Raw genomic sequence first — 22,630 nt, 5'->3', positions numbered from 1 at the left:
GAAGCGAACATGAGCGCCACACTGACCCCGCCCACTCGTCCGGTCACGACGACCACCGCCGATCCGCAGCTGATCGACCTCCGCCGTTCGCTCGAGGAGCCCCGCCGCTTCGCACGACCGCTGATGCCCCTCTGGCTGGCTCTGCTCGGCGCTGTGGGGGCGGGAATCGCCCTCGACGCGGGGTTCCCCGACAAGGGGTGGTGGCCGCTCACGCTCGTCGGTGTCGGCATCGTGCTCGCCGGTCTCATCGGGCGCGGATGGAAGAGCGCGTTCCTCATCGGAGCCGTCGCCGGCGCGACCTTCTGGGGCGTGCACATCTTCTGGCTCACCCTGTACCTCGGCCCTGTTCCGTGGCTCGGCCTGTCGGGCTTCGAGGCCGTCTACTTCGGACTCGGCTCGATCCTCATCGCGCTCGTCTACCGCCGCGCCGAACGGGTCTGGCCGAGCCGCTGGGGTCGACTGGGACTCGTGCCGATCATCGTCTCCGGGCTCTGGGTGCTGCGCGAAGGCATCAACTCCATCGCGCCCTACGGCGGATTCTCCTGGGGCCGCGTCGCCATGTCGCAGTCGGAGAGCCCGTTCGCCGACATCGTGGCCTGGCTCGGCATGTCAGGGCTCAGCTTCGTGCTCGTGTGGACGGTCGTGTTCCTGATCCAGCTCGGTCGGGAGTTCGACCTCCGCAGCTCGAGCCGCGTGCTGGCCGGGGCGATCGCGATCGCCGCACTCCTCGCCGTTCCCGCCTGGCCGGCACCGACATCCGGAACCTCGCGGATCGCTGCCGTGCAGGGCAACTCGAACGCGGGCCTGTTCGCGGTGCACCAGCCGGGCGACATCCTGAGCGACCACGTGGCGGCGTCGGTGCCGCTCGAAGGCCAGAAGCTCGACGTGGTGGTGTGGCCGGAGAACGCCTCCGACATCGATCCCGCCCGCTACCCGGTGGCGGCGCAGACCCTCGATGCCGTGAGCGAGTCGCTCGGCGGGGTTCCGCTCGTGGTCGGCACCATCCAGCAGCGCGGCGACAAGGTCTACAACACCTCACTGCTCTGGGAGAACGGGGGAGTCGCCGACTTCTACGACAAGCGGCATCCGGTGCCCTTCGCCGAGTGGATGCCCAACCGCGACTTCTTCCATGCCCTCCAACCCGACCTCGTCGACCTGGTGACGCGCGATTACCAGTTCGGCAGCACCGACCTCACCTTCGACATCAACGGGCTGATCGCCGGCATCTCGATCTGTTTCGACATCACCGACGACGCCGTGATGCGCGAGATGTCGGACGAAGGGGCGCAGGTCGTGCTCTCGCAGACGAACAACGCCGACTTCGGCAAGACCGACGAGAACCTGCAGCAGCTGGCCATCGCGCGACTGCGGGCGATCGAGCTCGGCCGGAGCGTGGTGAACATCTCGACGGTGGGCACCAGTCAGATCATCGGGCCCGACGGGCGCACCATCACCGGCATCCCGGCCTATCAGGCCGGCGCGATGGTCTCCGACGTGCCGCTGGCCACTGTGCCGACGCCCGCCGCGCTCGTCGGGTTCCAGATCGAGTGGCTGGTGGCCGGGTTCGGCATCATCGGACTGGCGGTGGCCTTAACGACGAGAACGTCGCCCCGGCCCGTGAAGGCCAGGCGACGTTCCTGATCGTGATGGCGCCAAATGCTGACGAGCGGTCAGGCGCCGATCTTCTGCGTTCCCCGGCGTGCCCGGAGGTACTGGAGGCGCTCCTCCAGGAGCTCCTCGAGCTCGGCACGCGTGCGCCGCTCGAGCAGCATGTCCCAGTGACTACGGGGCGTCTTGACGTCTCCGTGGTCGACCTCGACGGGCTCCGAACCGACCATGAGGGTCGCTTCGTGGCTGCAATACTTGCATTCCCAGGTCTCCGGTGCCTCGGCCTCGGCCGAGAACACCATGTCGGTGTCGCGGCCACATGTCGCGCAGCGGTACGTATAGGTCGTTCGGGGCGAGAAAACCACGCCCTCTTCGCTCTGCAGGCTTTGTGCGCCCAGACGCATTCCACGCAAACTGCGATCTGCCATTGTGTGGTCTCCTCTCGCGTTGCTTCAAACGTTATAAACCGTCGGGCTGCGTGAAACCTTTCCGCTGACGCCTATTGTCAGTACTCTCTCAGCGAACCACCGTTTCACCGAAAACGGGCGCGGAATTCCTCCGCGAGGGGAAGCATCAGATCGGCGCGGTCGGTCACCAGACCGTCCACTCCGCGCATGAGGAGCCCGCGGGCGACGGCCACGTCGTTGATCGTCCAGACGTGTATCTCGACGCCCGCCGCGTGCAGGCGCCGCACCATCCGCGGCGTGGTGGTGCGCATTCCGAAGACGGTCAACGGAATCTGCACGGCATCCACTCGCCGCAGGAGCCACCGCACCACGGGCACGAGTCCCAGCTTCGCCGCGAAGAGCGCCGGCACGAATTCGCCGACGGAGGCCGAAGCCGCCACTCGGTCATCGAGCACGTCGACAGCCGCGCGCCGACGCCGAGTGGAGAAGGAGGTGAGCAGCACCCGATCGGCGGCATCCGCTTCGTGGATCGCGCGGGCGGCCGGCGCCGCCACGTCTTCGGACTTGATGTCGATGTTGAACCGGATGCCGGGATGCGCGGCGAGCACATCGGCGAGGGTCACGAGGCGCACGCCGCCGCCGAGATCGATCTCCAGCAGCTGGGCGAGTGTCAGGTCGGCGATGCGCTCCGGACGGCCGGCGATGCGGTCGAGCGTCTGGTCGTGGCTGGCGATGGCGACGCCGTCGGCCGACGCGTTGACGTCGGTCTCGATGTACCCGGCGCCGGCAGCGACCGCTTGCTCGAATGCGGCGAGGGTGTTCTCGGGAACGCCGAGGGCGAGGCCGCGATGGGCCAGGATGCGGGGGAGCGCGGGCTGGAACCAGCCCGGCTCCCGCTCGTCACTCGGTCTGCGGCGCGGCACCGGGCGTGCCCGTCGCCGACGCGCCGGGCTCCGTGGTGCTCGGCACCGTGCCCGTGATACTGCCGGGCAGTGTGCTCGTGGCCTCGTCTGATGCCGCTGCTGCGGCAGCGGCCGCGTCACCCGCCGCACGCTCGGCGGCCTCCGCCAGCGCGCTGGGCTCAGCGGCACCCGCGGCGGCGTGACGCTCAGCAGCGCCCGGGGTTGCCGCACCTCGCTCGCCGAAAGCCTGCCCGATACCCTTCAGTGCCTCGGTGAGCTCGCTCGGGATGACCCAGAGCTTGTTGGCGCTGCCCTCGGCGATCTTCGGCAGGGTCTGCAGGTATTGATAGGCCAGCAACAGGTTGTCGGGCTCACCGCGATGGATGGCACCGAACACCGTCGTGATGGCCTCGGCTTCACCCTGGGCGCGCAGCACCGCGGCCTTGGCGTCACCTTCGGCCCGGAGGATCTCGCCCTGCCGGTGCCCCTCGGCCTCGAGGATCGCCGACTGCTTGGTTCCCTCAGCCGTCAGGATGACCGCGCGGCGCTCCCGCTCGGCGCGCATCTGCTTCTCCATCGAGTCCTGGATGGAGAGGGGCGGATCGATCGCCTTGAGCTCGACCCGCGAGACGCGGATACCCCACTTGCCGGTGGCCTCGTCGAGCACGATCCGCAGCTGGCCATTGATCTCGTCGCGGCTGGTGAGAGCCTCTTCGAGGTTGAGCCCACCCACCACGTTACGCAGGGTGGTGGTGGCGAGCTGCTCGACCGCGCCGAGGTAGTTGGCGATCTCGTAGGTCGCAGCACGCGCATCCGTCACTTGGAAGAACACGACCGTGTCGATGGAGACCACCAGGTTGTCTTCGGTGATCACCGGCTGCGGCGGGAAGGAGACGACCTGCTCACGGAGGTCGATCAGCGGACGCAACCGGTCGATGAACGGCACCAGGATGTTCAGGCCCGGCATGAGCGTCTTGTGATAGCGGCCGAGCCGCTCGACGACACCGGCGCGGGCTTGAGGGATGATCCGCACGGCACGCGAAACCACCACCACCACGAAGATGACGATGATCACGATGACGATGATCACGATGATCTGCCCGACGAGATCGTTCACAGGGTGCCTTCCTTCTGTTCGTGGGTGCGTTCGGCCGGAACGACGATGGCGGTGGCGCCGTCGATGGCCGTGACGAGCACGCGTTCGCCGCGGCGCAACTCGCGGTTCTCGGTGAGCGGGGAGACCCTCGCGGTCCAGATGTCGCCGTTCGAGAGCTTCACCTGACCCGCGTTGCCGGTGACCTGGTCGACCACGAGGCCTTCGAGGCCGAGCAGAGCGTCGACATTGCTCTTCGCGGTGTCGCCGCCTCGTTTCAGCAGGCGCAGCAGAGGTGGCCGGAGGGTGAGAAGGAGCAGCAGAGACAGCGCCCCGGCGATCACGATCTGCCAATACCACGGCACCCCGAAGACCCCGGCGATCAGGCCGCCGAGGCTGCCGATGGCGAGCATCAGAAAGGTGAATTCCAGCGTGAGCATCTCGATCACCACGAACACGAGGATCAACCCGAGCCAGAAGATCCAGGCGTACGAGTCGAGGAATTCAAGCATCCACGGTCTCCTCTCGGCGTCGATCGGGTGTGCTTCGACGCTATCAGTGTTCTACACATGAGCGGTTGGGGTATCGGCTACTTGGTAGTCTCGGAGGGTCGTTTCGATCCACGAGGAGTCTCTGTGCCCAATCCACTCGCCCCCGGTTCGCTCGCAGGAAAGCGCGTGCTCGTCACGGGCTCCTCTCGGGGCATCGGAGCCGACACGGTCGGCTATTTCGCCGAGGCCGGGGCGTCGGTCGTGATCAACTACCGCAACAAGGAGGCGCGGGCCACGAAGCTCGCGAACGGCATCCGCGAGGCCGGCGGCACCGCTATCGTGGTGGGCGCCGACCTCACCGACCCGGAATCGGTCGCGGCGATGTTCGACCAGGTGCAGGCCGAGCTCGACGGACTCGACATCCTCGTTCTGAATGCCTCCGGCGGCATGGAGAGCGGCATGGCCGAGGATTACGCGATGACACTCAACCGCGACGCCCAAGTCGACCTGCTCACCTCGGCGATGCCGCTGCTCGCACCGGGTTCCCGCGTCGTGTTCGTCACGAGCCACCAGGCGCACTTCATCGGCACCACCGAGACGATGCCGGAGTACCTGCCCGTGGCGCTGTCGAAGCGCGCCGGCGAGGATGCGCTGCGCTCGCTGATTCCTCGGCTCGAAGAAGCGGGCATCGGGTTCGTCGTGGTGTCGGGCGACATGATCGAGGGCACGATCACGGCGACGTTGCTCGAGCGCGCCAACCCGGGCGCGATCGGCGCCCGCAAAGAAGCTGCCGGGCGGCTCTACAACGTGAGCGAGTTCGCCGCCGAGGTGGCCGCGGCCGCCGTCGATCCGATCCCGCCCCACCACACCCGCTACGTCGGCGACGTCTCCGACTTCGGGCCCATCGAGGGCGAATGAGCGGGGCGGCGGATGCGGCGACCGCCGACGACGCCGTCATCCTGAAATCCCGGGTGCTCCTGATCGATCAGGCAGGCCGGGCGCTCCTGTTCTTCACGCGAGCCGACGTTGCGACCAACCCCACCCGCTGGCTGACACCGGGCGGGCACCTCGAAGCGGGGGAGACCCACCGGCGGGCGGCAGTGCGTGAGTTGTTCGAAGAGACCGGCTTGGTCGTGAGCGAGGCGCAGCTCGGCGCGGTGTTCTGGTCGCAGGACTTCACGGGCGAGCCCGCCCCGGACGTGCTGCGGCAGTATCGCGAGGAGTGGTACCTGCTGCGCACCGAAGCGTTCCTGCCCGTCGACACGCACTGGACTCCGGAGGAGCGCATCGACGTCGAAGCGTGGCGCTGGTGGACGCTCGACGAAATGGAGAAGACGGCCGACTCGTTGGAGCCGACCGTCCTCACCGATCTTCTTCGCCGGGCGTTGAACACGCCCCTGCTGCGCTAGGCCTTCGCGGTCTTCGGCGTGCGCCCCAGCATGATCGCGGTAATCGCCGACATGATGCCGGTGACGATGAGCAGGATGCCTGCGAACAGCACCAGGATTCCGATCGACTGCAGGGGCAGGAAGATCACGACGATCCCGGCGAGCACCGAGATGACGCCGAGGATGGTGCCGAACCACTTGGAGGAGTCTTTCGCGGTCTCGATGATGGCCAGCACGCCTTCGATGATCCAGGAGAAGCCGATCACCAGGGCGAGCGCCACGAGCGAGACGACCGGGTTCCGCACCGCGACGACGCCGGCGAGGATGAGCAGCACGCCCAGGATGATGTTGAGCGCCCGGATGCCGCCCGTGACCGAGTTGTTCACGATTCCGGAGACCACGCGCATCAGGCCGACGATCCAGAAGTAGATCGCGAACAGCCAGGCGATCGTGTAGACGATGGCGTCGGGGTTGTTGAAGGCGAGCACCAGGACCACGATGCCGAGCACCACGGAGAGAATGGCGCGCAGCCAGAGACCACCCTTGAGCCAGCGGGCTGCCGTGGCGGTGATGTCGGCGTCGTGCAGCCAGAATCCGAGCGGATTCGAAGCGGTCGGTGTGGTCATGAGATTCCCCCTCGTGGGCGCCTGACGGCTGTGTGTTCTGTCGCTGATCAATCTAGCGCTTGGCCCGCGGAGCATGGGAGTTCACCGTGAGCATGTCGTGGGCCTTGCGACGATGTCGGAGGAGTGACCTATTCTCACTGCTGAGCATTCGTCACTTCACAAAGGACTGACCATGAGAGTTCAGCACAACATGCCGATCGTCACCTTCTGTCTCGCCGCGAGCATTCTGTTCGCCGGATGCGCGGGGCAGGGTCGGGCGGCTGACACCCAGGCTGCGCCCGAGAGCCCGCTGCAGAAATACTGGTCCCTTCTTCATGGAGATGAGGACCAGCCTGAGCTCGACCGTCGGAATGCAGAGCTGCAGGAGAAGATCGCCGAGTGCATGGGGGAGCTGGGGTTCGACTATCTGCCAAACGAACGCGCCGGCGCGTTTGTCGTCATTGGCGATTCCGATCTGGATCCGGAGAGCGAAGAGTTTGCGAAGACGTATGGGTACGGCATCACCACGGATCCGTTCGGCATGGAGTCCAAGCCAGGTGAGGAACCCGTCGATCCGAACGCTGGATACGTCGCATCCCTGAGTGAATCCGAGGCAATGGCCTACAACGACGCGCTGTGGGGCCCGAGCTTGAACGTCGTCAGCACCGACGAGCCGATCGAATACGACTGGAAGACATCCGGCTGCAGTGGGAAGGCACAGCATGACGTGTTCGGCGAAGGCGGCTTCGGCGGGAACCCGGAGTTTGAGGCCCTCAGCGAGGAGATGAACGCCCTCTACACCGAGGTGCGGGAGACTCCGGCCGTACGGGAGAAGGAGCGCGCCTGGTCGGACTGTCTCGCCGACATGGGGTACGGAGATTTCGAGCACAAAGACGACGCCTCTGCGGCGATCAGTGAGGGGTACAGCAGTCTGTTCCCCACGCCGGATGTCGGAGACCCCTCGAGCAGCGCCCCGCCGGAGCCCGACCCCGAGGCGCTCGACGCCCTTCGGCAGCGTGAGATCGCACAGGCGACCGCCGACTTCGCTTGCGCGCGAGACAGCGGATACGCCGAGACGCTGACCTCCGAGCAGTTCCGCATCGAGCAGGCCTTCATCGATGAGCACAAGGCAGAACTCGACGCCCTGGTCGCGCGTCACGGAGACGCGTCGAAGTGACCGAGGAGGCGGCGTGCTCGGGAGCACGGGGCTGGGCGGCGCCGTCGGCCTGGCCGCCGGGTGCGTTCCGGCGCTCAAGGCCGCCCGAGTGGAGCCGGCGGATGCTTTGCGCGACACCTGACGGTGGTCAGAGCCTGGGGATCGCGTCAGCCGGCCCGCGGTCGACCGAACTGAGCGGCGGTCACGATGAGCGTCACGACGGCGTGATCGAGGCGGGCGGCGGCGCTCATGGCCGCATCGGAGAGCTCCGCCCCGGCTTCGGAAGCGACGGTGTCGTAGCGGATGTGCACGCCGTCGGCAGCCTCGAAGAGAAGGATGGTGATGGGCGCGAACGCCCCGACGGCAGGGCTGGTGCGGGTGAGCGATTCCATCGCTGCGGGATTCCCCGCGATGATACGAACCGATCGGTAGGGGCCGGCATCGGGGTCGCGGGGGACGACCGCCCCGAGGTCGAGTTCGAGGAACTGGATGAGACCCGACGAGCCCGCCTCGGGCATGAGCTCCCGACGATAGGCATCCCAGCCCTGGATCGTGTTGATGCGCGTGACGAACTCGGTGAAGTCGGGTCGACCCAGTCCGGCATGCAGGCGCTCGAGCACCTCGTCGAAGGATCGGGAGGTGATCCACTCGCTCCGCGTGACGTCGACATGCCAGGTGGATCGCGTAGCGGTGGCCAACATCATTGCTCCTTCGGGCGAGCGGGCTGCGGATCATCTCGCGGCGGTGGCGAGACCAGGTTAATGTAAGTTGCACTAACTTAGTGGCAAGTTAGCATCATTTACTCTGGCGCGCCAGACCTCCCTCTCAGCTGAAGGGTGAAGCTGCTACCCAATCCTGGTTCTCAGCGATCAACCGGGCGATTCGGCTGGCCTCCCGCATGGCGAGGCCGATGTTCTCGGTGGTCGGTTGGGTGATGGAGTCCAGGAGGAACATCGCAACCCCGTGCGACCCGATGACGACGGAGTTGAGCACACTCATCGCAGCGAGCTCGTCGTCGCGGGCCTCTCGAGTGAGCTCGAGCATGGCTCGGTAGCCCGATTGCTGGGCGGCGACGACATCCGGATATCGCCTCTTGTCGAGACCGGCCAGATGGATGATCTCGAAGAGCGCCCGTTCTTCGGCAGCGAATCGAACGTACTCGGCGGCGAACCGCTCGAATCGTGCCGTCGAGCCGACTTCGAGACGCACCGCAGCCGTCATGCGCTTCTCGCCTAAGCGGTAGCCCCTGGCTGCCAGGGCCGCGAGCAGGGCGTCGCGATCGGCAAAGTGCTTGTACGGAGCGCCCACGCTGACGCCGGCACGGCGGCTCGCCTCGGCGAGCGTGAAGGCGCGCGGGCCCTTCTCGGTCACGAGATCGAGCGCGGCGGTTTCGAGGGCGGCTTTCAGGTCGCCGTGGTGGTAGGGAGTCTTCCCGGGGGGCGAGGACTTCATCAGGCAGCGCTGCCCCCCGATGCGGATGCGCAGCCAGTGAAGTCGACACGTGTCGCAGTCATGGCCCCCACACTATCCCGGCTAAGTGATACGCGCTAACATATCCTGGAAAACGCATCCCACTCCACTACAATCGTGCAGATGAAGCATGTGACCTCCGATCGAGCTCGGCACCGCGGCGCTGGGCGGTCGGCGTGAAAACCGCGGCCAAGGCGACCTATCACCACGGCGACCTGAAGGCGGCTCTGGAGGATGCTGCGCTCGAGCTCGTGGCCGAGAAGGGGCCCCAATCGTTCACTCTCGCCGAGGCGAGTCGACGCGCGGGGGTCAGCGTGGCAGCGCCCTACAAGCACTATGCCGACCGCGAGTCCCTCCTGGCGGCGCTCGCCGTGCGCGGATACCACGAGGGGCGGCGCGTGATCAGCGCGGCGCGGCTGGAGATCGGAGCAGCCGCTCGCCTGGAGCGGTTCGCCTCGGAGTACGTGCGATTCGCGGCCGAGGAGCGCGCTCTCTTCAATGTCGTGCACCATGCGGGACTCGACCGATCGAAGTATCCGGCGATCGTGGCCGCGGGGGAGAAGGGCTACCTCGAGCTCCTCGAGCTCACCCGCGATGTTCGCGAAACGGAGGCGGAGGCGGCGAGTGTGCTGAACTCCGTGATGGTCATCGCCCAAGGGGTCGCCGTGTTCTTGGTCGACTCCTTCCGCGATCCCAGCTCGGAGCAGATCGCGCAATCGATGCTCGAGGCCAAGCGGTTGACCAGGCTCGTCGTGACCCATCAGGACTGGGGATCGGCCGCTCCGTTCCTCGTTGACACGACTTCGTAAGTTAGTAACCATCACATAGGAATACCGTTGGTCGGCTGCCAAAGGCGGATTCCCTCTGGAAAATGCTGGCACACTGAAGTAATCGTTGATAACTTTAGGCATGCCTGAAGAATTGCGCTACGAGGTGATGACCCAGCGTCGAGAGGGGCTGACGCGTGACCTGCCCGCCGGCAACGACGAGTGGCGTTGGGTGGCGAACACGTCGACACTCATCTGGGGCGAGAACGATGCGGTGCTGGTGGACACCTTCGCGACGATCGAGCAGAACGCCCATCTGATCGAGTGGATACGCAGTCACGGCAAGAACCTGACGGCCGTGTACCTGACGCACGGGCACGGCGATCACGCTTTCGGTGTCGGTCAGCTGCGGGCTGCGTTCCCGGCCGCGCGCATCCTCGCGACTGCTGGCACTCTGGCCGCGCTCACGATCCAGACCACACCGGCGTGGCTCGATGATTTCTGGGGCAAGCTCTTCCCGGGCCAGATCCCGGATGTCGAGTTGCCCGACGTTCTCGAGACGGGTCGTTTCGAGCTCGAGGGGCATGAGTTGCGGGTGATCGAGGCGGGGGAGACCGACACCGCCGGAACCACGTCGCTCTGGGTGCCCGACCTCGGTCTGGTCGTGGCGGGAGACGTCGTCTACAACGCCACCCATCCTTACCTCGCGGAGACGACCCCGGACATCCGGTTGAACTGGGTCGCTGCGCTGGGTCGGTTGAAGGCCCTGCAGCCACGCGCTGTCGTGAGCGGGCACAAGCAGCCGCAGAACGGTGATTCCCCGGATGACATCGAAGCGACCGTGCGGTATTTCCACGACGTGGTGCAGATCGCTGCACGCACGTCCGACGCGCTCGACTTCTATAGGCAGTTGCTGGCCAAGCAGCCAAGCCGCGCGAACGTGGGCTCGGCCTGGTCGACCGCGAAGCTGCTCAAGGGCGCCCCGGCCACTGCGCCGGTCGACTGAGCGCGAGGAGGATCATGGTCACGCCGATGCCCCGCCGTCTGTTCGATGGGCTGCCACCCGTGCATCCCATCGGTTTCGGGGCGATGCAACTCACCGGCCCTCAGGTCTGGGGCCCGTATCCCGATCAGGACAAGGCGATCGCGCTCCTTCGATCGCTGCTCGACGAGGGCGTGAATTTCATCGACACGGCCGATGTCTACGGACCACACACGAACGAAGAACTCATCCGCGACGCCTTGTATCCCTATCCCGACGACCTGATCATCGCCAGCAAGGGCGGGTTCGTGCGCGGTGGACCCGACTATTCGTCACTGGGCTGGGTGGGAAACCCGAAATACCTGCGGCAGGCGTTGACCGGAAGCCTTCGACGACTCCGGCTCGAGCGGATGCCGCTGTACTACCTCCACAGCGGCTACGCCACCGACGCTCCGTTCGCCGATCAGGTCGGGGAATTGAAGGCGATGCAGGAGGAGGGTCTCATCCTGCACATCGGCCTGTCGAACGTGACAGCGGAGCAGTTCGCCGAGGCGCGCCGGATCGTGCCGATCGCTGCAGTGACCGCGTTGTACAACGTCGGGAATCGGTCTGGCAGCGCGCTTCTTCGCGCTAGCGAGGAGACAGGAGCCGTCTTCTCACCGTGGCACCCGGTGAGTCTGTCCGACGGCGGCGACAACGTGGACCGGGTTCGCCAGACGATGGAGGCGATCGCTCGCGCCCACGACGCATCAGCGCGTCAGATCGCTCTGGCGTGGCTTCTCAGTCGTTCTCAGAACATCCTGCCGATTCCCGGCACGACGGATCTCCTGCATCTTCGCGACAACGTCGCGGCGGCCGCCATCGAATTGAGCGCGGACGAGATCGCCCAGATCTCCGCCTTGTCTCCGGAGGTATAACGCACGCTGATAATGCACATTATGTCAATACACATATTGAGTACTTGGATCTGCCGCGCTGGATCGAGTCGCCTGCGACGTCCGCAGATCGGCGTGTCGAGATGCCTTCTGGTATGAAGGGCTCCCCCCGCTCGCGACTTCGACGGATCGGCTAGTTGTCCGGAGCCTCCGAGGCGAACTCCTGAATGACCTGGGGTGACGCGTGGATGCAGACCATCTCGAGGTTCTCGACGCCGACGCTGCGGAACTGGTGCCGCGTGTTCGCGGTGACGGTGACGATGGCGCCCGGGCCGGCGCGGAGCTCTCTTCCGTCGCCCACGATCATCGCCTCGCCCTTGAGCACGAACCAGGTCTCGGTGTACGGGTGCCAGTGGGTGTCGGGGCCGCCGCCGGGCGCAGTGTCGACCCAGAACACGGAGACGCCCGAGCCGTGATCGGCACCGACGAACAGGGCGGTTCCGGTGCGGTTCTGCCGGAGTTGCTCGCGATGGGTGACGGTCATCATGCGGGCTTGCTCGCCTTTCCCTCGAGCCAGAGGATCTCGGATTCGTCGCGGTGGGTGCCGGTCGTGCCGACGTGCTTCTTGTCGATGCGAGGACCCTTCTTGATGACGTGCACGAGGGCCATGCCGTGGCCTCGTCCGAGTGCGTAGTCGGTCTTCAGCCAGTCGAGGATCTGGCCGGCCTTCACGTCCGGGTCGCTGAGCCCCTTGCTGTCGGCGATGTCGAGCAACTGGCGTGGGGTGAGGCCGGTCTTGTCTTCGATCGTGTCGAGGTAGGCCTGGAATGACACAGTGGTGTCCTTTCGTCGATGGTGATCGGTGGTGGTCGAGCGAGTCGGGCGATTGGTCGTGAGGTCGGCGGGCACATCGGCCGAGCCTGTGCGGTACCGATCAGTACCGGCACTCAGTACGGTACTGTTTAGTACCGAGGAGGTCAAGTCCATGAGTCCGCAGACAGAAGGCGCCGAGCCGACGATCACCAAGACCGAAGCGAAGCGCCGGCAGATGATCGACGCAGCGCTCACCGTGTTCGTGACGAACGGCTACGTGGGCACGTCGACCGACCAGCTCGCTGCAGCGGCCGCCGTCTCCAAGCAGACCCTCTACAAGACCTTCGGAGACAAGGAGGGCGTGTTCGCCGCTCTCATCCACCACGCGGCTGACGGCATCCGCGATCCGTTCGCCCCGCTGCTGGACACCATGCGGGAGGCGGCGACGGCCGAGGAGGCCTTGCGGCTGCTCGCCACTCAGTTCACCCGCTCGATCCTGAACCCCCATGTGCAGCAATTGCGGCGCCTCGTGATCGCCGAGGCCACCCGTTTTCCCGAACTGGGCCTGTTGTTCTGGGAGCGGGGATTCGTGCGGGTGTCCGAGTCGGTCGGCCGCTGCCTGCAGATCCTCGACGAGCGGCAGCTGTTGGCGATCCCCGACCTACGAATTGCGGTCGAGCACTTCGCGGGCATGCTGCTGTGGATTCCGAGCAACCGGATCATGTTCGCCGGCGCAGCCCTCCCGGTGACCGAGGACGAACTCGATCGGATCATCACCGCCGGCAGCAACGCCTTCCTGCGCGCGTATCAGAGAGACTGACCCGATGCTCCGGTCACGCGGTGGCCCGCCTTCTGCAGCAGTTCAGTGGCCAGGCCGATACTGTCGCCGGGGATCAAGACGATGTCGCCGTCGAAGCTCGCCGCGACCCAGACGGGCACGCCACCCGCCGCGAGCGGCGCAACGATCGCGGCGCACATGCCAGTCGCGTCCGGCGGATGGGCGGCGTCGCCATTCCACAGCGCCACCCACGCCTCCACCGTCGCATCATTGCGACGCATGCGAGCTCCGCCATCCGGCCCTCGCACAATGGCGAGCACCTCGTCATCGCCGACGGCTTCGGCACCCGAAAGCCGCTCGAGCACGTACCGGCCCTCGAGTACCCGCAATGTCTGATGATCCGCGCCCGACACGAGTTCATCTTCGCACCGAATCGCCTCGGATGGTCGAGCGTTCCGCGCTCCCCCGACCTCCCCCTCCCGCCGTGGATATAATGAGCAAACATCGCTGATTGATCTTCGTGAGGTGTGGCGCCATTGCTTGATGATGAGATTTCGATGCTGAAATTCGAGACGACCGCTCGGGATGAGTTCCAGTACCTCGCGGAGGACTTCGGCTTCGAGATAGTCAAATCCAACGACTATTGGGTCATCTACGCTTCGGAAAGCCGAATCGTCTACATCATGTACGGTCGACATTCCCGCAGTGTGTGCGTGGATCTCGGTCGCTTCGTGACGGAGCCGGACGGCACGCCGGTCAAGGAAATAGTTCCGCTCTTTGATCTCGTGGCGCTTCGAACTGACCATTTCCTTGCGGCTCAGAGAAATCCGTCGGCGAAGACCGCGAACGAGCTCTCTCGCGGGCTGCACCATCTTGCCGTTCTCCTGCAGGAGCATGCGCACCCCCTTCTCACCGACGGGGACGGAATCTTCGACGAGCTCGCTGCGGAAAGCGCCGAGCGGTATCAGCGATTCGTGCAGGCCAAGGATGTGCCGCCCGAGTGAATCCCGACGCCTCATGGCGACAGGTCAGACGCTGCGGTCTACACACTGGCGGGCGCGCGGCCGAGCTGGATGACCTGTCGCTCCGGCAGAGCGCAGCAGCTCCCGCCGACCGCCGTGCCGGTGGCATCGAACAGGCCCGCTCCCCCGCACACCCCCGTGTCAGGAAGCACCAGCTCGACGCGTGCCGCGGCCTCGTGGTCGCCGGCCAGCTCCGCCACGACAGAACGCACCTGCTCGTACCCGGTCATCGCCAGGAACGTGGGTGCGCGTCCGTAAGACTTGGCGCCGATCAGGTAGAAATCGGGCTCGGGCTGGGCGAGGTCGGCCGCGCCGGTCGCGGCTACGGAGCCGCAGGAATGGATGTTGGGGTCGACCTCGGCCGCGATCCGCACCGGAGCCTGCAGGGTCGCATCCAGCTCCAGCCGCAGCTCCGACAGGAACGACAGATCGGGCCGGAACCCGGTCAGTACGGCGACGTGATCGGCCGCTGGAAGGGTGCGGCCGTCTTCGCTCGTGAGGAGCACCAGGTCGCCGTCCCGAGCGATCTTCGAGACCCGGAATCCGGTCACCACGTCGATCAGGCCCGCGTCGACGAGTTCTTTCGCAGTGATGCCGAGTTGGCCGCGCGCGGGCAACTCGTCTGCTGACCCTCCCCCGAAGGTGTTGCCGACGGTGCCGCGGCGCAGCACCCAGGTGACCTTCGTCGTCGGGTCGCGGCGGGCGATCCGGCCCAGGGCGATGACGGCCGTCACGGCCGAGTGACCGGAACCCACGACGACGCTGTGCTTGCCCTCGTACTGCGTGCGCATCCGGTAGTCCGGGATGCGGTAGTCCAGCAGCTCCGCGACCGCCCGCTCCCCCAGCGCAGGAAGGCCGTCGGCGCCGGCCGGGTTCGGAGTCGACCAGGTGCCGGATGCGTCGATGACGGCACGCGCTTCCACCCGGTACTCGGTTCCGTCAGACGCTTCGATGTGCACGGTGAAAGGCTGCTCCGCCCGACCAGCGTCGACCAGACGGTCGCGACCGCGCCGGGAGACGCCCACGACCCGTGATCCGTAGCGGATGCGGTCGCCCAGCTCGGCGGCGAGCGGGGCGAGGTAGGCGCTGATCCACTGCGCGCCGGTCGGGTAGCCCATGGGGGGCGCTTCCCAGCCTGCGGGCTCGAGCAAGCGCGCCGCTGCCTTGTCGACCAGCTCGCTCCACTCCGAGAACAGTCGCACGTGCCCCCACTGCGACACCGCTGAAGCCGCGCTCTCGCCGGCCTCGAGAACCACCACCGGCTGGTTGCGCTCGACCAGGTGCGCGGCGGCGGCCAACCCCTGGGGGCCGGCACCGATCACGGCGACAGGAAGTTCGTTCTGCACCATCAACTCCTCACATCGACATCTCTCAATACATCGACATTGCTCGATGTATCGACGAATGTCAATACGACGTGCAAGAATTGAAGCATGACGATCGCCTCCCCCTTGCTGACCACGGACGCAGCCGCCTGCTGCACCCCCGTCACCGGCGGGGTGCTCACCGTCGATGAGGCGGAGCGCATCGCCCACACGTTCAAGGCGCTCGGTGACCCCACACGGGTTCGCCTGCTCTCGCTGATCGCGGCGAGCCAGGGCGGAGAGGCGTGCATCTGCGACCTCACCGAGCCCGTCGGATTGTCGCAGCCGACCGTCTCGCACCACATGAAACTGCTCGTCGATGCCGGCCTCGCCGTGCGCGAGCAGCGTGGCCGCTGGGCCTACTACCGAGTCGTCGACGATGCCCTCGACCGGGCGGCCCAAGCCCTCCGTTCATGACCGGCGCGCTCAGCATCCGACCGATGCAGAGCTCGGATTGGCCGGAGATCGAGGAGATCTACCGCGCCGGGATCGCCACGGGCAACGCCACCTTCGAGGCGGAACCGCCGAGCTGGGAGCATTTCAACTCCGGCAAGCTGGATGTGGGCCGACTGGTCGCCGTCGACGACGCCGGCACCGTTCTCGGCTGGGTCGCCGCCTCGGCGGTGTCGTCCCGCGAGGTCTATCGCGGCGTGGTCGAGCACTCCGTGTACATCGCTCCGGCCGCCGCAAACCGAGGCATCGGGCGCCAACTCGTCGAGGCCTTCATCGCCGCCACGGAAAGGGCGGGTATCTGGACGATCCAGTCGAGCATCTTCCCCGAGAACACGGCCAGCCTTGCGCTGCACGACCGGGCCGGGTTCCGCCGGATCGGCACGCGCGAGCGCATCGCGCTGATGACCTACGGCCCGTGGACCGGGCAGTGGCGAGACACCGTCCTCATCGAACGCCGTTCCGCCGGTTCCCCCTTCTAGACGCCGTGGGCTCGAAGGCTTCAGCCTGGACTCCGCAGTCGAAGACTCCGTCATGGCAGCTGCGCGGCGCGAGAGCTTCTCCACATCTGTCGAACTATCACTAGCCTTGGACGATGATCTCCCCCGCGGCACGACCGGCACTGGCGGCCGTGGTCGTCATCCTGACTCTGACCGGATGTACGGTCTCACCTCAGGCCGATGACGGCTTCAACCGCATCGAATCGACGATCGCCTCGTGGGAGGGAGTCGAGGCGGTCGTGGTAGGCGGCGCCTTCAACGGGTTGCCGACCAGCCGCACGCTCTCCGTCGACGTCACGCTCGACGACACCACCTCCGCCGATCTTCCCGACTACCTCGATCGAACCCTGGACGCGGCGTGGTCGTTCGACGTCTACGAGCCCTCCGGGGTCTCGGTCTCCTTCGTCGACGGCGCGCAATCCGTTCCCGACGGACAGATTCCGCTGAGGCTCGACCTCACCGACGTCGCGGCCGAGCTGGGATTGCCCGATACCGCTGTGCACAAGAACTTCGTGATGGTGCCCTCGGAGCAGATGGCAGAGCTGTACGGACCATGGCCCGCCGGATGACGGCCTGAAAGTTCGGCTGGATCAGAGAGCCAAGAAATAGGGGCCGATTGGATCGCGATATCCCCTCGCCCAACCTTCTGACAGGACTTTGGGGCCCCCGCACCGGAGCACCAGCTTCTTCTTCTGACATCTGCCCGCAGCGGGGGTGCGCAATAACCTGATCAGTGCTGTGCGGCGAGCCCATTGAGAAACGCGGACATCTCCAGAGGCCGACCGACGAGCGGCGTGGGGGCATCCGCCCGGATGCCGTCAAGAAGGACGGGCAGCAGGCGTCGCCAGAGCTGCGGCTCTGCAGCGCCGAAAGTGTCGATGATGTGGGCCATGGCCGCCATCAGGACGCCGATATCGGTGGCCGTCACATCGGTGCGGATCGTGTGCTGCTCGCGACCGCGCCGCAGTAACGCCTGGACGCAGCGCCCGATCCGGGTCTGGACCTCGCCGGCGTCCGGTCCGGAGTTCGGAGCGCCCCTGAGGAGCGGACCGAGAGCGCGCTTGCTCGCCTGCGGTTCGAGCACGGCTTCGAAGAACGCCGCGAACCCTGCTGCCGCATCCTCGATTTGTGCCGTGCGTTCTGCGGTCTCGAGCATCGACCGCATCGTCTCCGCGAACACGGCCTGCGCCAGAACGTACTTATTGGGAAAGTGGCGGTAGGCGGTGCCGACCCCGACGCCGGCGTGCCGAGCCACGTCGTCGAGAGTCGGCATCAATCCGGCCGTGTCGAACATTTCAGCTCCGGCCGCGATCAGTGCAGCGCGGTTCCGCGTGCGTACCGGAGAACCGCGTGGTGATCGAGTGGCCGCCACCGCCCGCTCGATCACGTCGCTGAATTCGGTCGTGGAGCGCTTCGGAGACCTGGTCCTCCCCCTTGAGCTCGACGTGACCGATGAGATGGCGGTGCATCAGGCCATCGATGCCGTCGAAGAACGGTTCGGCGGCATCGACATCCTGGTCAACAACGCAGGCCAGGCCGTGATGGGCGCGGTGGAGGAGGTCTCAACCGCACAGGCCCGTGAGCAGATGGAGGTCAACTACTTCGGCGCCCTCTCCGCAACGCAGGCTGTGCTGCCACGCATGCGGGAGCGCCGAAGCGGTCGGATCATCCAGATCTCGTCCATGGGCGGCGTGGTGTCCCTGCCCACCATGGGGAGCTACCACGCGACGAAGTGGGCACTGGAAGCTCTGAGCCAGGCCCTGGCAGGCGAAGTGGCCGAATACGGCATCCACGTGACGCTCGTAGAGCCGCTCACGTTCCCGACGGAGCTCGGCTCGGGCGCCCCACAGATGCCCGAGTACGACAGCGCCCGGGCGGGGGTCATGGCCGGCTTCGCCGGCAGCGGCATCGGTCCGGGCGACCCGGCAGCGGCCGGAAAGGCCCTGCTCGCCATTGCCGATGCCGACAACCCTCCCCTGCGGGTGCTGTTCGGTGCGAACGGTCTCGCACTCATCCGCCCGGAATTCGAGCGCCGGCTCGCTCTCTGGGAGCAATGGGATGACATCGCTCAGCTCTCGCAGGGAGCTCCTTCGGCCTGAACTCGACGATGCGAGACTCGGCCCTCACGCCCGACCGAGTCTCGCCATCGCAGCGTAGAGCTGCTCGTCGGTGAGCGCAGGCTCAGCGAGGGGTTCCTCCCCGCGGAACCGGAAAGAATCAAGCATCAGCAGGAGCTGCCGGCGCCAGGCTCTCGGTGCAATTCCCGTCGTCGCTTCGATGATGCGAGCGTTCGCCCAGGTCACAGCGATCAGGTCGCCGATCGTGAGTTCCGGGCGAACCAGTCCCGCGTCCTGAGCGCGGGTGAGGATGCGGGCCATCACGTCGCACACCCGGTCATGCAGAACCTCGGTCTCCCGATTGGCGGGAAATCGCATCGACACGAAGTCGTTGAACCCGCGATCATCCGCTTGCATGGCGCACAGTGTTTCGAGGAACTGACTCAGTCCGAGCCATGGGTCGTCGGCCGTCAGTGCCAGGTCGGCGGTCTGCATGAAGAGCGCGAACTTGTCGTCGAACGCCGCCAGGATCAAATCGATCCGCTGCGGGAAATGGCGATACAGGGTTCCGATCGCCACTCCCCCACTCTTGGCAATCTGCTCGAGCGACGCGTCGATACCGTTCTCGGCAAAAGACTCGCGGGCAGCGAGCAGGATTCGCTCCCGATTGAGAGCGGCGTCTCGTCGCAACTGCGGAGTCCGGCTGCTCGCATCGACGTTCATACCGTCAGAGTACAAGCCCGCCCTCCCTCCATCAGCGTCTGCTGCACTCACACCGCCGTGCGCCCGCCGTTGACGTGAATCAGTTCGCCGCTGACGAAGCGGGCGTCATCGCTGGCGAGGAAAGAGATGACCGCGGCGATGTCATCCGCTTCGGCAACGAAGCCCAATGGGGACTGTGCAGCGAGCTGTGCCAGGCCTTCTCCGAGTCCCGCCTCGCTGCCCGGCGTGCGGGTCGGGCCCGGGCTGACAGAGTTGACGCGGACGCCGGCGCTTCCGTATTCGGCCGCCCAACTCTTGGTGAGAAGGTCCACGGCCGCCTTGCTGGCGCCGTACACAGCCAGCCCAGGGAGCGCGATGTGCGCGGCGAGGGTGGAGACGTTCACGATCGAGCCGCCTCCGCGCGCGACCATCCCGGGTGCCAGGTGGGAAACCAGGTAGAACGGGGCGGTCACGTTAGTGCCGAGCACGGCCTCGAAGGTCGATTCGTCGAATCCGGCCGTCGGTCCGCCGGCTCCGATCGCCGCGTTGTTCACGAGGATGTCGATCCTTCCTCCTGCGGCCTCGGTCGCCTCCGCGGCGAGGTCGGCCGCCGAGGCGGCGCCCAGCAGGTCCGCGCGCACGAAGTCTGCCGTGCCGCCGTCGGCGCGGATCTCGTCGACGACGATTGACCCTCGTTCCTCGTTGCGTCCGGAGACGATGACATGGATGCCCTTCCGGGCGAGGCGTCGGGCGGTGGCGCGGCCGATCCGCTGGTGGAACCCGTGATCAGTGCGGTAGTGAAATTCATGGAGATCTTCCTGTGAGAGCTGGTGATGGCAGCGAGCGAGGCGAGCCGACGGGGTGACCGGCCCGCCGACGGCTCAGAGATGCTGCAGGAACACCACGCGGTCAGCGATTGCCGCTCGTGCGGCGTGCGATTCGCCCGCGAACTGGTCGAAGCCGTGGAATGCCCCCGGACGCACGACGAGATGAACCGGCACGGCGCTCCCCATGAGTCGCGTCGCATAGGCGACGGTCTCCACACAGAACAGGTCGAGCTGGCCGACTTCGACGTAGGCAGCGGGAAGGCCGGCCAGCTCCTCGGTGCGTGCCGCGGCCGCGAGTGCCGGCACCGCGTCCGTGCCATAAGCATCACCGAGGTACGCCGTCCACCCGGTGACGTTGTCGCCCACGGACCAGGTCAAGAAGGGTTCGACCGCCGGGGTGGTGCCGACAGTGCGGTCGTCGAGCATCGGATAGATCAGGAGTTGCGCGGCGACCGGTCCGATGCCGCGATCGCGGCACACTACAGCTACCGCCGCTGCGAGACCTCCGCCAGCCGAGTCACCCATCACCGCCACCGCCGTGCCCGGTGCATGCTCGGCGACATGCTCGCTCGCCCACCTCACGGCCGCGACGCCGTCCTCGAGCGCTGCGGGGTACGGAGCGTCGGGCGCCAGACGGTAGTCGACCGCGACCACCGTGACCCCGGCTTCTGCAGCGTAGCGACGGTGAACGTGGTCGTATCCGTCGACCGAGCCGGCGATGAGGCCACCGCCATGGAAGTAGACGACGAGCGCCTTCGTGTCGCCCTGCGGGCGGTACAGTCGCAGCGGTACATCGTGGCCGTCGGCTGAAGTCGTGCTGAGGTCCATCGTCGTGATGTCGCGGTGATCACCGGATGCTCCGGCGGCCAGGAAGCCGTAGAGACCGTCGATGTTGGCGCGGCGCGTGCGCCAGTCCCCCACTGCGGGAGCCTCGGGCGGCATCGCGGCGCCGAGTGGCGCGAGGGCGGCGAGCATTTCCTTGTCGATTTCGAGCATGGTGACCTCCAGAGTGTCGATTCGAGGCTAAGTCGAGCTATGCCTCAGGTTACGCACTCTAGCAAACATGAGGCATGCCTCCGAATAGCCGCCGATCTCTCCATGGTCTCGATCACCGTTCCCCTACCCGCCTCGGCACGCGATGGGTGGCATCGCAGCGGCCTGAAAGTTAGGCTCGATCACATAGCCAAAATCAGGGTCGATGCTCTTTCCCGAGAATGCCCAGAGTCGGGGTATTGCTGGAATGTAAGTTCTGATAACTTTGCGCACATCATCGCCGAACCAGCGGCGAATTGGGATGCGTTCCTCAGAATGGAGACGTCACGATGTCGAACGAGTTGCAGGAAACGAGCACCGCCCCCGCTCACCCCGATCCCGCACCTGTGCCCGCGCCGGCGGCCCCCCATCCGCATCACCACCACGGCTGGTGGTGGAAGACGCTGCTCGCCGGACTCGCGCTCTGGATCGTGACGATCATCGTCACACTCTTCACCCGCAACACGAATCTCGTGCCGACTCTCATCCTCCTCGGCAGCTTCCTCGTGCCCTTCTGCGTGGTGCTGTTCGTCGTTGAACGGGTGACCGGATCGATCAGCACGCTGCAACTCATCCTCGCGTTCTTCGTCGGCGGCATCTTCGGCGTGCTCGGGGCATCGCTGCTCGAGTTCCCGCTGCAGAAGTCGTTCTGGATCTACGGCCTGGTGGGCCTGATCGAAGAGTTCGTCAAGGGCGTGCTTCTCGTCATCATCGGCTGGCGGGTGGTTCCGAAGACGGCTGCCCAGGGCGCGCTCCTCGGCGCCACGATCGGTGCCGGATTCGCCGCGTTCGAATCGGCGGGCTACGCCTTCACCGCGGCGATCACCGCGCAGGGCATCGACCTCGTCTCCTTGCTCCAGACCGAGGTGGTGCGTGCCATCCTGGCCCCGGTGGGCCACGTGCTCTGGACGGCGGTGCTCGGAGCCGTGCTCTTCGGATGCGCGCACCTGCGACCCCGATTCCGCTGGTCGCCGTGGATACTGCTGGCCTTCGTGGCCAGCGCCCTCTTCCACGCCCTGTGGGATTCGTCATCAGAGGTCGCGGCCTTCATCGCGCTCCAGTTGAACGGTCGGGCGATGCAGGAGCTCCAGAGGGGGTTCCTCACCCAGAGCGTGGAGAACTCGGTCTCGACTCTTGCCACCGTGCTCTACGTCGTGGGCCTCGTGATCGTCTCGGCCGCGGGGATCATCACGCTCTGGCTGATCCTGCGGCACTTCCGACGGGCCGAGTCGCTGTGGAAGACCAACGTCTCCGTTGCGGCATCCTGACCCCGGCAGCGCGCAGCGCAGGCAGTGAGTGGCTGCGCGGGGAGAGAACGCCCCGCGCAGCCACTCAGACCGA

At 66.3% G+C, this 22,630-nt stretch carries 30 protein-coding genes; 15 read left to right on the top strand and 15 right to left on the bottom strand.

Annotated elements, in window-relative coordinates; translation table 11 throughout:
- Positions 1-9: 9 nt before the first annotated feature.
- Complete coding sequence (gene lnt / locus N1027_RS14725; RefSeq protein ID WP_259508885.1) at positions 10-1,641, top strand: apolipoprotein N-acyltransferase; 1,632 nt, start codon at positions 10-12, stop codon at positions 1,639-1,641.
- Positions 1,642-1,670: 29 nt separating this feature from the next.
- Here the strand turns inward: lnt and N1027_RS14720 are convergent, their stop codons facing one another.
- The 4 genes from N1027_RS14720 to N1027_RS14705 form a co-directional block, all read right to left on the bottom strand.
- Positions 1,671-2,036: an RNA polymerase-binding protein RbpA gene (locus N1027_RS14720; protein ID WP_092553238.1), complete on the bottom strand. Its 366-nt coding sequence runs from the start codon at positions 2,034-2,036 to the stop codon at positions 1,671-1,673.
- Between the two features lie 104 nt (positions 2,037-2,140).
- On the bottom strand, positions 2,141-2,938 hold the full coding sequence (locus N1027_RS14715) for a glycerophosphodiester phosphodiesterase family protein (RefSeq protein ID WP_259508884.1): 798 nt from the start codon (positions 2,936-2,938) through the stop codon (positions 2,141-2,143).
- On the bottom strand, positions 2,916-4,034 hold the full coding sequence (locus N1027_RS14710; protein ID WP_259508883.1) for an SPFH domain-containing protein: 1,119 nt from the start codon (positions 4,032-4,034) through the stop codon (positions 2,916-2,918). Before N1027_RS14710 ends, N1027_RS14715 begins: the two co-directional genes overlap by 23 nt.
- On the bottom strand, positions 4,031-4,522 hold the full coding sequence (locus N1027_RS14705; protein WP_259508882.1) for an NfeD family protein: 492 nt from the start codon (positions 4,520-4,522) through the stop codon (positions 4,031-4,033). Before N1027_RS14705 ends, N1027_RS14710 begins: the two co-directional genes overlap by 4 nt.
- Positions 4,523-4,645: 123 nt before the next feature.
- On the opposite strand from N1027_RS14705, the gene N1027_RS14700 reads away from it, so the two are divergent.
- Both N1027_RS14700 and N1027_RS14695 read left to right on the top strand, forming a co-directional pair.
- Entirely contained in the window at positions 4,646-5,419 is a 774-nt protein-coding gene (locus N1027_RS14700; protein ID WP_259508881.1) for an SDR family oxidoreductase, read from the top strand.
- The gene (locus N1027_RS14695; RefSeq protein ID WP_259508880.1) at positions 5,416-5,910 is read left to right on the top strand and encodes an NUDIX hydrolase; all 495 of its coding nucleotides are present in this window, start codon (positions 5,416-5,418) and stop codon (positions 5,908-5,910) included. Before N1027_RS14700 ends, N1027_RS14695 begins: the two co-directional genes overlap by 4 nt.
- Here N1027_RS14695 and N1027_RS14690 read toward each other — a convergent pair.
- Positions 5,907-6,515: an HdeD family acid-resistance protein gene (locus N1027_RS14690; RefSeq protein WP_259508879.1), complete on the bottom strand. Its 609-nt coding sequence runs from the start codon at positions 6,513-6,515 to the stop codon at positions 5,907-5,909. The genes N1027_RS14695 and N1027_RS14690 overlap by 4 nt on opposite strands.
- 190 nt (positions 6,516-6,705) lie before the next feature.
- Here N1027_RS14690 and N1027_RS14685 point away from each other — a divergent pair, with 190 nt between their 5' ends.
- Entirely contained in the window at positions 6,706-7,671 is a 966-nt protein-coding gene (locus N1027_RS14685) for a hypothetical protein (protein WP_259508878.1), read from the top strand.
- A gap of 13 nt (positions 7,672-7,684) precedes the next feature.
- Positions 7,685-7,792, top strand: a complete 108-nt coding sequence (locus N1027_RS14680; RefSeq protein ID WP_259508877.1) for an ABC transporter permease — start codon at positions 7,685-7,687, stop codon at positions 7,790-7,792.
- A gap of 25 nt (positions 7,793-7,817) precedes the next feature.
- On the opposite strand, the gene N1027_RS14675 is transcribed toward N1027_RS14680, so the two are convergent.
- Both N1027_RS14675 and N1027_RS14670 read right to left on the bottom strand, forming a co-directional pair.
- A complete protein-coding gene (locus N1027_RS14675; protein ID WP_259508876.1) occupies positions 7,818-8,351 on the bottom strand; it encodes a DUF302 domain-containing protein in 534 nt (177 codons plus the stop codon).
- A 124-nt stretch (positions 8,352-8,475) separates the two neighbouring features.
- The gene (locus N1027_RS14670; protein WP_259508875.1) at positions 8,476-9,102 is read right to left on the bottom strand and encodes a TetR/AcrR family transcriptional regulator; all 627 of its coding nucleotides are present in this window, start codon (positions 9,100-9,102) and stop codon (positions 8,476-8,478) included.
- 194 nt (positions 9,103-9,296) lie between these two features.
- Between N1027_RS14670 and N1027_RS14665 the strand changes: the two genes are divergently transcribed.
- The 3 genes from N1027_RS14665 (at position 9,297) to N1027_RS14655 (ending at position 11,786) form a co-directional block, all read left to right on the top strand.
- Complete coding sequence (locus N1027_RS14665; protein ID WP_259508874.1) at positions 9,297-9,929, top strand: TetR/AcrR family transcriptional regulator; 633 nt, start codon at positions 9,297-9,299, stop codon at positions 9,927-9,929.
- Between the two features lie 100 nt (positions 9,930-10,029).
- A complete protein-coding gene (locus tag N1027_RS14660; RefSeq protein ID WP_259508873.1) occupies positions 10,030-10,893 on the top strand; it encodes an MBL fold metallo-hydrolase in 864 nt (287 codons plus the stop codon).
- Positions 10,894-10,907: 14 nt separating this feature from the next.
- Positions 10,908-11,786, top strand: a complete 879-nt coding sequence (locus N1027_RS14655; protein ID WP_259508872.1) for an aldo/keto reductase — start codon at positions 10,908-10,910, stop codon at positions 11,784-11,786.
- 151 nt (positions 11,787-11,937) lie between these two features.
- Here the strand turns inward: N1027_RS14655 and N1027_RS14650 are convergent, their stop codons facing one another.
- Positions 11,938-12,291 carry a cupin domain-containing protein gene (locus tag N1027_RS14650; RefSeq protein ID WP_259508871.1) on the bottom strand — a complete coding sequence of 118 codons (354 nt, stop codon included), beginning with the start codon at positions 12,289-12,291 and terminating at the stop codon, positions 11,938-11,940.
- Positions 12,288-12,578: a DUF4287 domain-containing protein gene (locus N1027_RS14645; RefSeq protein WP_259508870.1), complete on the bottom strand. Its 291-nt coding sequence runs from the start codon at positions 12,576-12,578 to the stop codon at positions 12,288-12,290. Before N1027_RS14645 ends, N1027_RS14650 begins: the two co-directional genes overlap by 4 nt.
- Positions 12,579-12,729: 151 nt before the next feature.
- Here N1027_RS14645 and N1027_RS14640 point away from each other — a divergent pair, with 151 nt between their 5' ends.
- Positions 12,730-13,377, top strand: coding sequence for a TetR/AcrR family transcriptional regulator (locus N1027_RS14640; RefSeq protein WP_259508869.1), 648 nt, complete (start codon positions 12,730-12,732; stop codon positions 13,375-13,377).
- Here the strand turns inward: N1027_RS14640 and N1027_RS14635 are convergent.
- A complete protein-coding gene (locus N1027_RS14635) occupies positions 13,365-13,748 on the bottom strand; it encodes an ACT domain-containing protein (protein WP_259508868.1) in 384 nt (127 codons plus the stop codon). The genes N1027_RS14640 and N1027_RS14635 overlap by 13 nt on opposite strands.
- A gap of 144 nt (positions 13,749-13,892) precedes the next feature.
- Between N1027_RS14635 and N1027_RS14630 the strand changes: the two genes are divergently transcribed.
- Positions 13,893-14,339 carry a hypothetical protein gene (locus N1027_RS14630; protein WP_259508867.1) on the top strand — a complete coding sequence of 149 codons (447 nt, stop codon included), beginning with the start codon at positions 13,893-13,895 and terminating at the stop codon, positions 14,337-14,339.
- A 38-nt stretch (positions 14,340-14,377) separates the two neighbouring features.
- On the opposite strand, the gene N1027_RS14625 is transcribed toward N1027_RS14630, so the two are convergent.
- Positions 14,378-15,703 (bottom strand): NAD(P)-binding domain-containing protein, encoded by a 1,326-nt coding sequence (locus N1027_RS14625; protein ID WP_259508866.1) that lies wholly within the window; start codon positions 15,701-15,703, stop codon positions 14,378-14,380.
- A gap of 87 nt (positions 15,704-15,790) precedes the next feature.
- On the opposite strand from N1027_RS14625, the gene N1027_RS14620 reads away from it, so the two are divergent.
- The 3 genes from N1027_RS14620 to N1027_RS14610 all read left to right on the top strand — a co-directional run bounded on the left by N1027_RS14620 (position 15,791) and on the right by N1027_RS14610 (position 17,240).
- The gene (locus N1027_RS14620) at positions 15,791-16,138 is read left to right on the top strand and encodes an ArsR/SmtB family transcription factor (protein ID WP_259508865.1); all 348 of its coding nucleotides are present in this window, start codon (positions 15,791-15,793) and stop codon (positions 16,136-16,138) included.
- Positions 16,135-16,653, top strand: coding sequence for a GNAT family N-acetyltransferase (locus tag N1027_RS14615; RefSeq protein WP_259508864.1), 519 nt, complete (start codon positions 16,135-16,137; stop codon positions 16,651-16,653). Before N1027_RS14620 ends, N1027_RS14615 begins: the two co-directional genes overlap by 4 nt.
- A gap of 113 nt (positions 16,654-16,766) precedes the next feature.
- Positions 16,767-17,240: a hypothetical protein gene (locus N1027_RS14610; protein ID WP_259508863.1), complete on the top strand. Its 474-nt coding sequence runs from the start codon at positions 16,767-16,769 to the stop codon at positions 17,238-17,240.
- 161 nt (positions 17,241-17,401) lie between these two features.
- On the opposite strand, the gene N1027_RS14605 is transcribed toward N1027_RS14610, so the two are convergent.
- The gene (locus tag N1027_RS14605) at positions 17,402-18,058 is read right to left on the bottom strand and encodes a TetR/AcrR family transcriptional regulator (RefSeq protein ID WP_259508862.1); all 657 of its coding nucleotides are present in this window, start codon (positions 18,056-18,058) and stop codon (positions 17,402-17,404) included.
- On the opposite strand from N1027_RS14605, the gene N1027_RS14600 reads away from it, so the two are divergent.
- Positions 18,033-18,770, top strand: a complete 738-nt coding sequence (locus N1027_RS14600; RefSeq protein WP_259508861.1) for an SDR family NAD(P)-dependent oxidoreductase — start codon at positions 18,033-18,035, stop codon at positions 18,768-18,770. The genes N1027_RS14605 and N1027_RS14600 overlap by 26 nt on opposite strands.
- Positions 18,771-18,794: 24 nt before the next feature.
- Here N1027_RS14600 and N1027_RS14595 read toward each other — a convergent pair whose 3' ends face one another.
- From N1027_RS14595 to N1027_RS14585, 3 genes are all read right to left on the bottom strand, one after another.
- On the bottom strand, positions 18,795-19,451 hold the full coding sequence (locus tag N1027_RS14595) for a TetR/AcrR family transcriptional regulator (RefSeq protein ID WP_259508860.1): 657 nt from the start codon (positions 19,449-19,451) through the stop codon (positions 18,795-18,797).
- 47 nt (positions 19,452-19,498) lie between these two features.
- On the bottom strand, positions 19,499-20,149 hold the full coding sequence (locus tag N1027_RS14590) for an SDR family NAD(P)-dependent oxidoreductase (protein WP_259510413.1): 651 nt from the start codon (positions 20,147-20,149) through the stop codon (positions 19,499-19,501).
- Positions 20,150-20,311: 162 nt separating this feature from the next.
- The gene (locus N1027_RS14585; RefSeq protein WP_259508859.1) at positions 20,312-21,253 is read right to left on the bottom strand and encodes an alpha/beta hydrolase; all 942 of its coding nucleotides are present in this window, start codon (positions 21,251-21,253) and stop codon (positions 20,312-20,314) included.
- Positions 21,254-21,579: 326 nt separating this feature from the next.
- On the opposite strand from N1027_RS14585, the gene N1027_RS14580 reads away from it, so the two are divergent.
- Complete coding sequence (locus tag N1027_RS14580) at positions 21,580-22,557, top strand: PrsW family intramembrane metalloprotease (RefSeq protein ID WP_259508858.1); 978 nt, start codon at positions 21,580-21,582, stop codon at positions 22,555-22,557.
- Positions 22,558-22,630: the final 73 nt, after the last annotated feature.

It is taken from the genome of Herbiconiux aconitum (assembly GCF_024979235.1).
GTDB lineage: Bacteria > Actinomycetota > Actinomycetes > Actinomycetales > Microbacteriaceae > Herbiconiux > Herbiconiux aconitum.
This window is presented reverse-complemented; position numbering and strand designations above follow the sequence as displayed.

Bases quoted from the DNA above. Each gene is read 5' to 3' on its own strand.
- N1027_RS14690 (WP_259508879.1), bottom strand. From the start codon at position 6,515: ATGACCACACCGACCGCTTCGAATCCGCTCGGATTCTGGCTGCACGAC.
- N1027_RS14675 (WP_259508876.1), bottom strand. From the start codon at position 8,351: ATGTTGGCCACCGCTACGCGATCCACCTGGCATGTCGACGTCACGCGG.
- N1027_RS14630 (WP_259508867.1), top strand. From the start codon at position 13,893: ATGCTGAAATTCGAGACGACCGCTCGGGATGAGTTCCAGTACCTCGCG.
- N1027_RS14655 (WP_259508872.1), top strand. From the start codon at position 10,908: ATGGTCACGCCGATGCCCCGCCGTCTGTTCGATGGGCTGCCACCCGTG.
- N1027_RS14610 (WP_259508863.1), top strand. From the start codon at position 16,767: ATGATCTCCCCCGCGGCACGACCGGCACTGGCGGCCGTGGTCGTCATC.
- N1027_RS14640 (WP_259508869.1), top strand. From the start codon at position 12,730: ATGAGTCCGCAGACAGAAGGCGCCGAGCCGACGATCACCAAGACCGAA.
- N1027_RS14650 (WP_259508871.1), bottom strand. From the start codon at position 12,291: ATGATGACCGTCACCCATCGCGAGCAACTCCGGCAGAACCGCACCGGA.
- N1027_RS14595 (WP_259508860.1), bottom strand. From the start codon at position 19,451: ATGAACGTCGATGCGAGCAGCCGGACTCCGCAGTTGCGACGAGACGCC.
- N1027_RS14685 (WP_259508878.1), top strand. From the start codon at position 6,706: ATGCCGATCGTCACCTTCTGTCTCGCCGCGAGCATTCTGTTCGCCGGA.
- N1027_RS14615 (WP_259508864.1), top strand. From the start codon at position 16,135: ATGACCGGCGCGCTCAGCATCCGACCGATGCAGAGCTCGGATTGGCCG.
- lnt (WP_259508885.1), top strand. From the start codon at position 10: ATGAGCGCCACACTGACCCCGCCCACTCGTCCGGTCACGACGACCACC.
- N1027_RS14705 (WP_259508882.1), bottom strand. From the start codon at position 4,522: ATGCTTGAATTCCTCGACTCGTACGCCTGGATCTTCTGGCTCGGGTTG.
- N1027_RS14580 (WP_259508858.1), top strand. From the start codon at position 21,580: ATGTCGAACGAGTTGCAGGAAACGAGCACCGCCCCCGCTCACCCCGAT.
- N1027_RS14695 (WP_259508880.1), top strand. From the start codon at position 5,416: ATGAGCGGGGCGGCGGATGCGGCGACCGCCGACGACGCCGTCATCCTG.
- N1027_RS14620 (WP_259508865.1), top strand. From the start codon at position 15,791: ATGACGATCGCCTCCCCCTTGCTGACCACGGACGCAGCCGCCTGCTGC.
- N1027_RS14660 (WP_259508873.1), top strand. From the start codon at position 10,030: ATGCCTGAAGAATTGCGCTACGAGGTGATGACCCAGCGTCGAGAGGGG.
- N1027_RS14585 (WP_259508859.1), bottom strand. From the start codon at position 21,253: ATGCTCGAAATCGACAAGGAAATGCTCGCCGCCCTCGCGCCACTCGGC.
- N1027_RS14720 (WP_092553238.1), bottom strand. From the start codon at position 2,036: ATGGCAGATCGCAGTTTGCGTGGAATGCGTCTGGGCGCACAAAGCCTG.
- N1027_RS14670 (WP_259508875.1), bottom strand. From the start codon at position 9,102: ATGAAGTCCTCGCCCCCCGGGAAGACTCCCTACCACCACGGCGACCTG.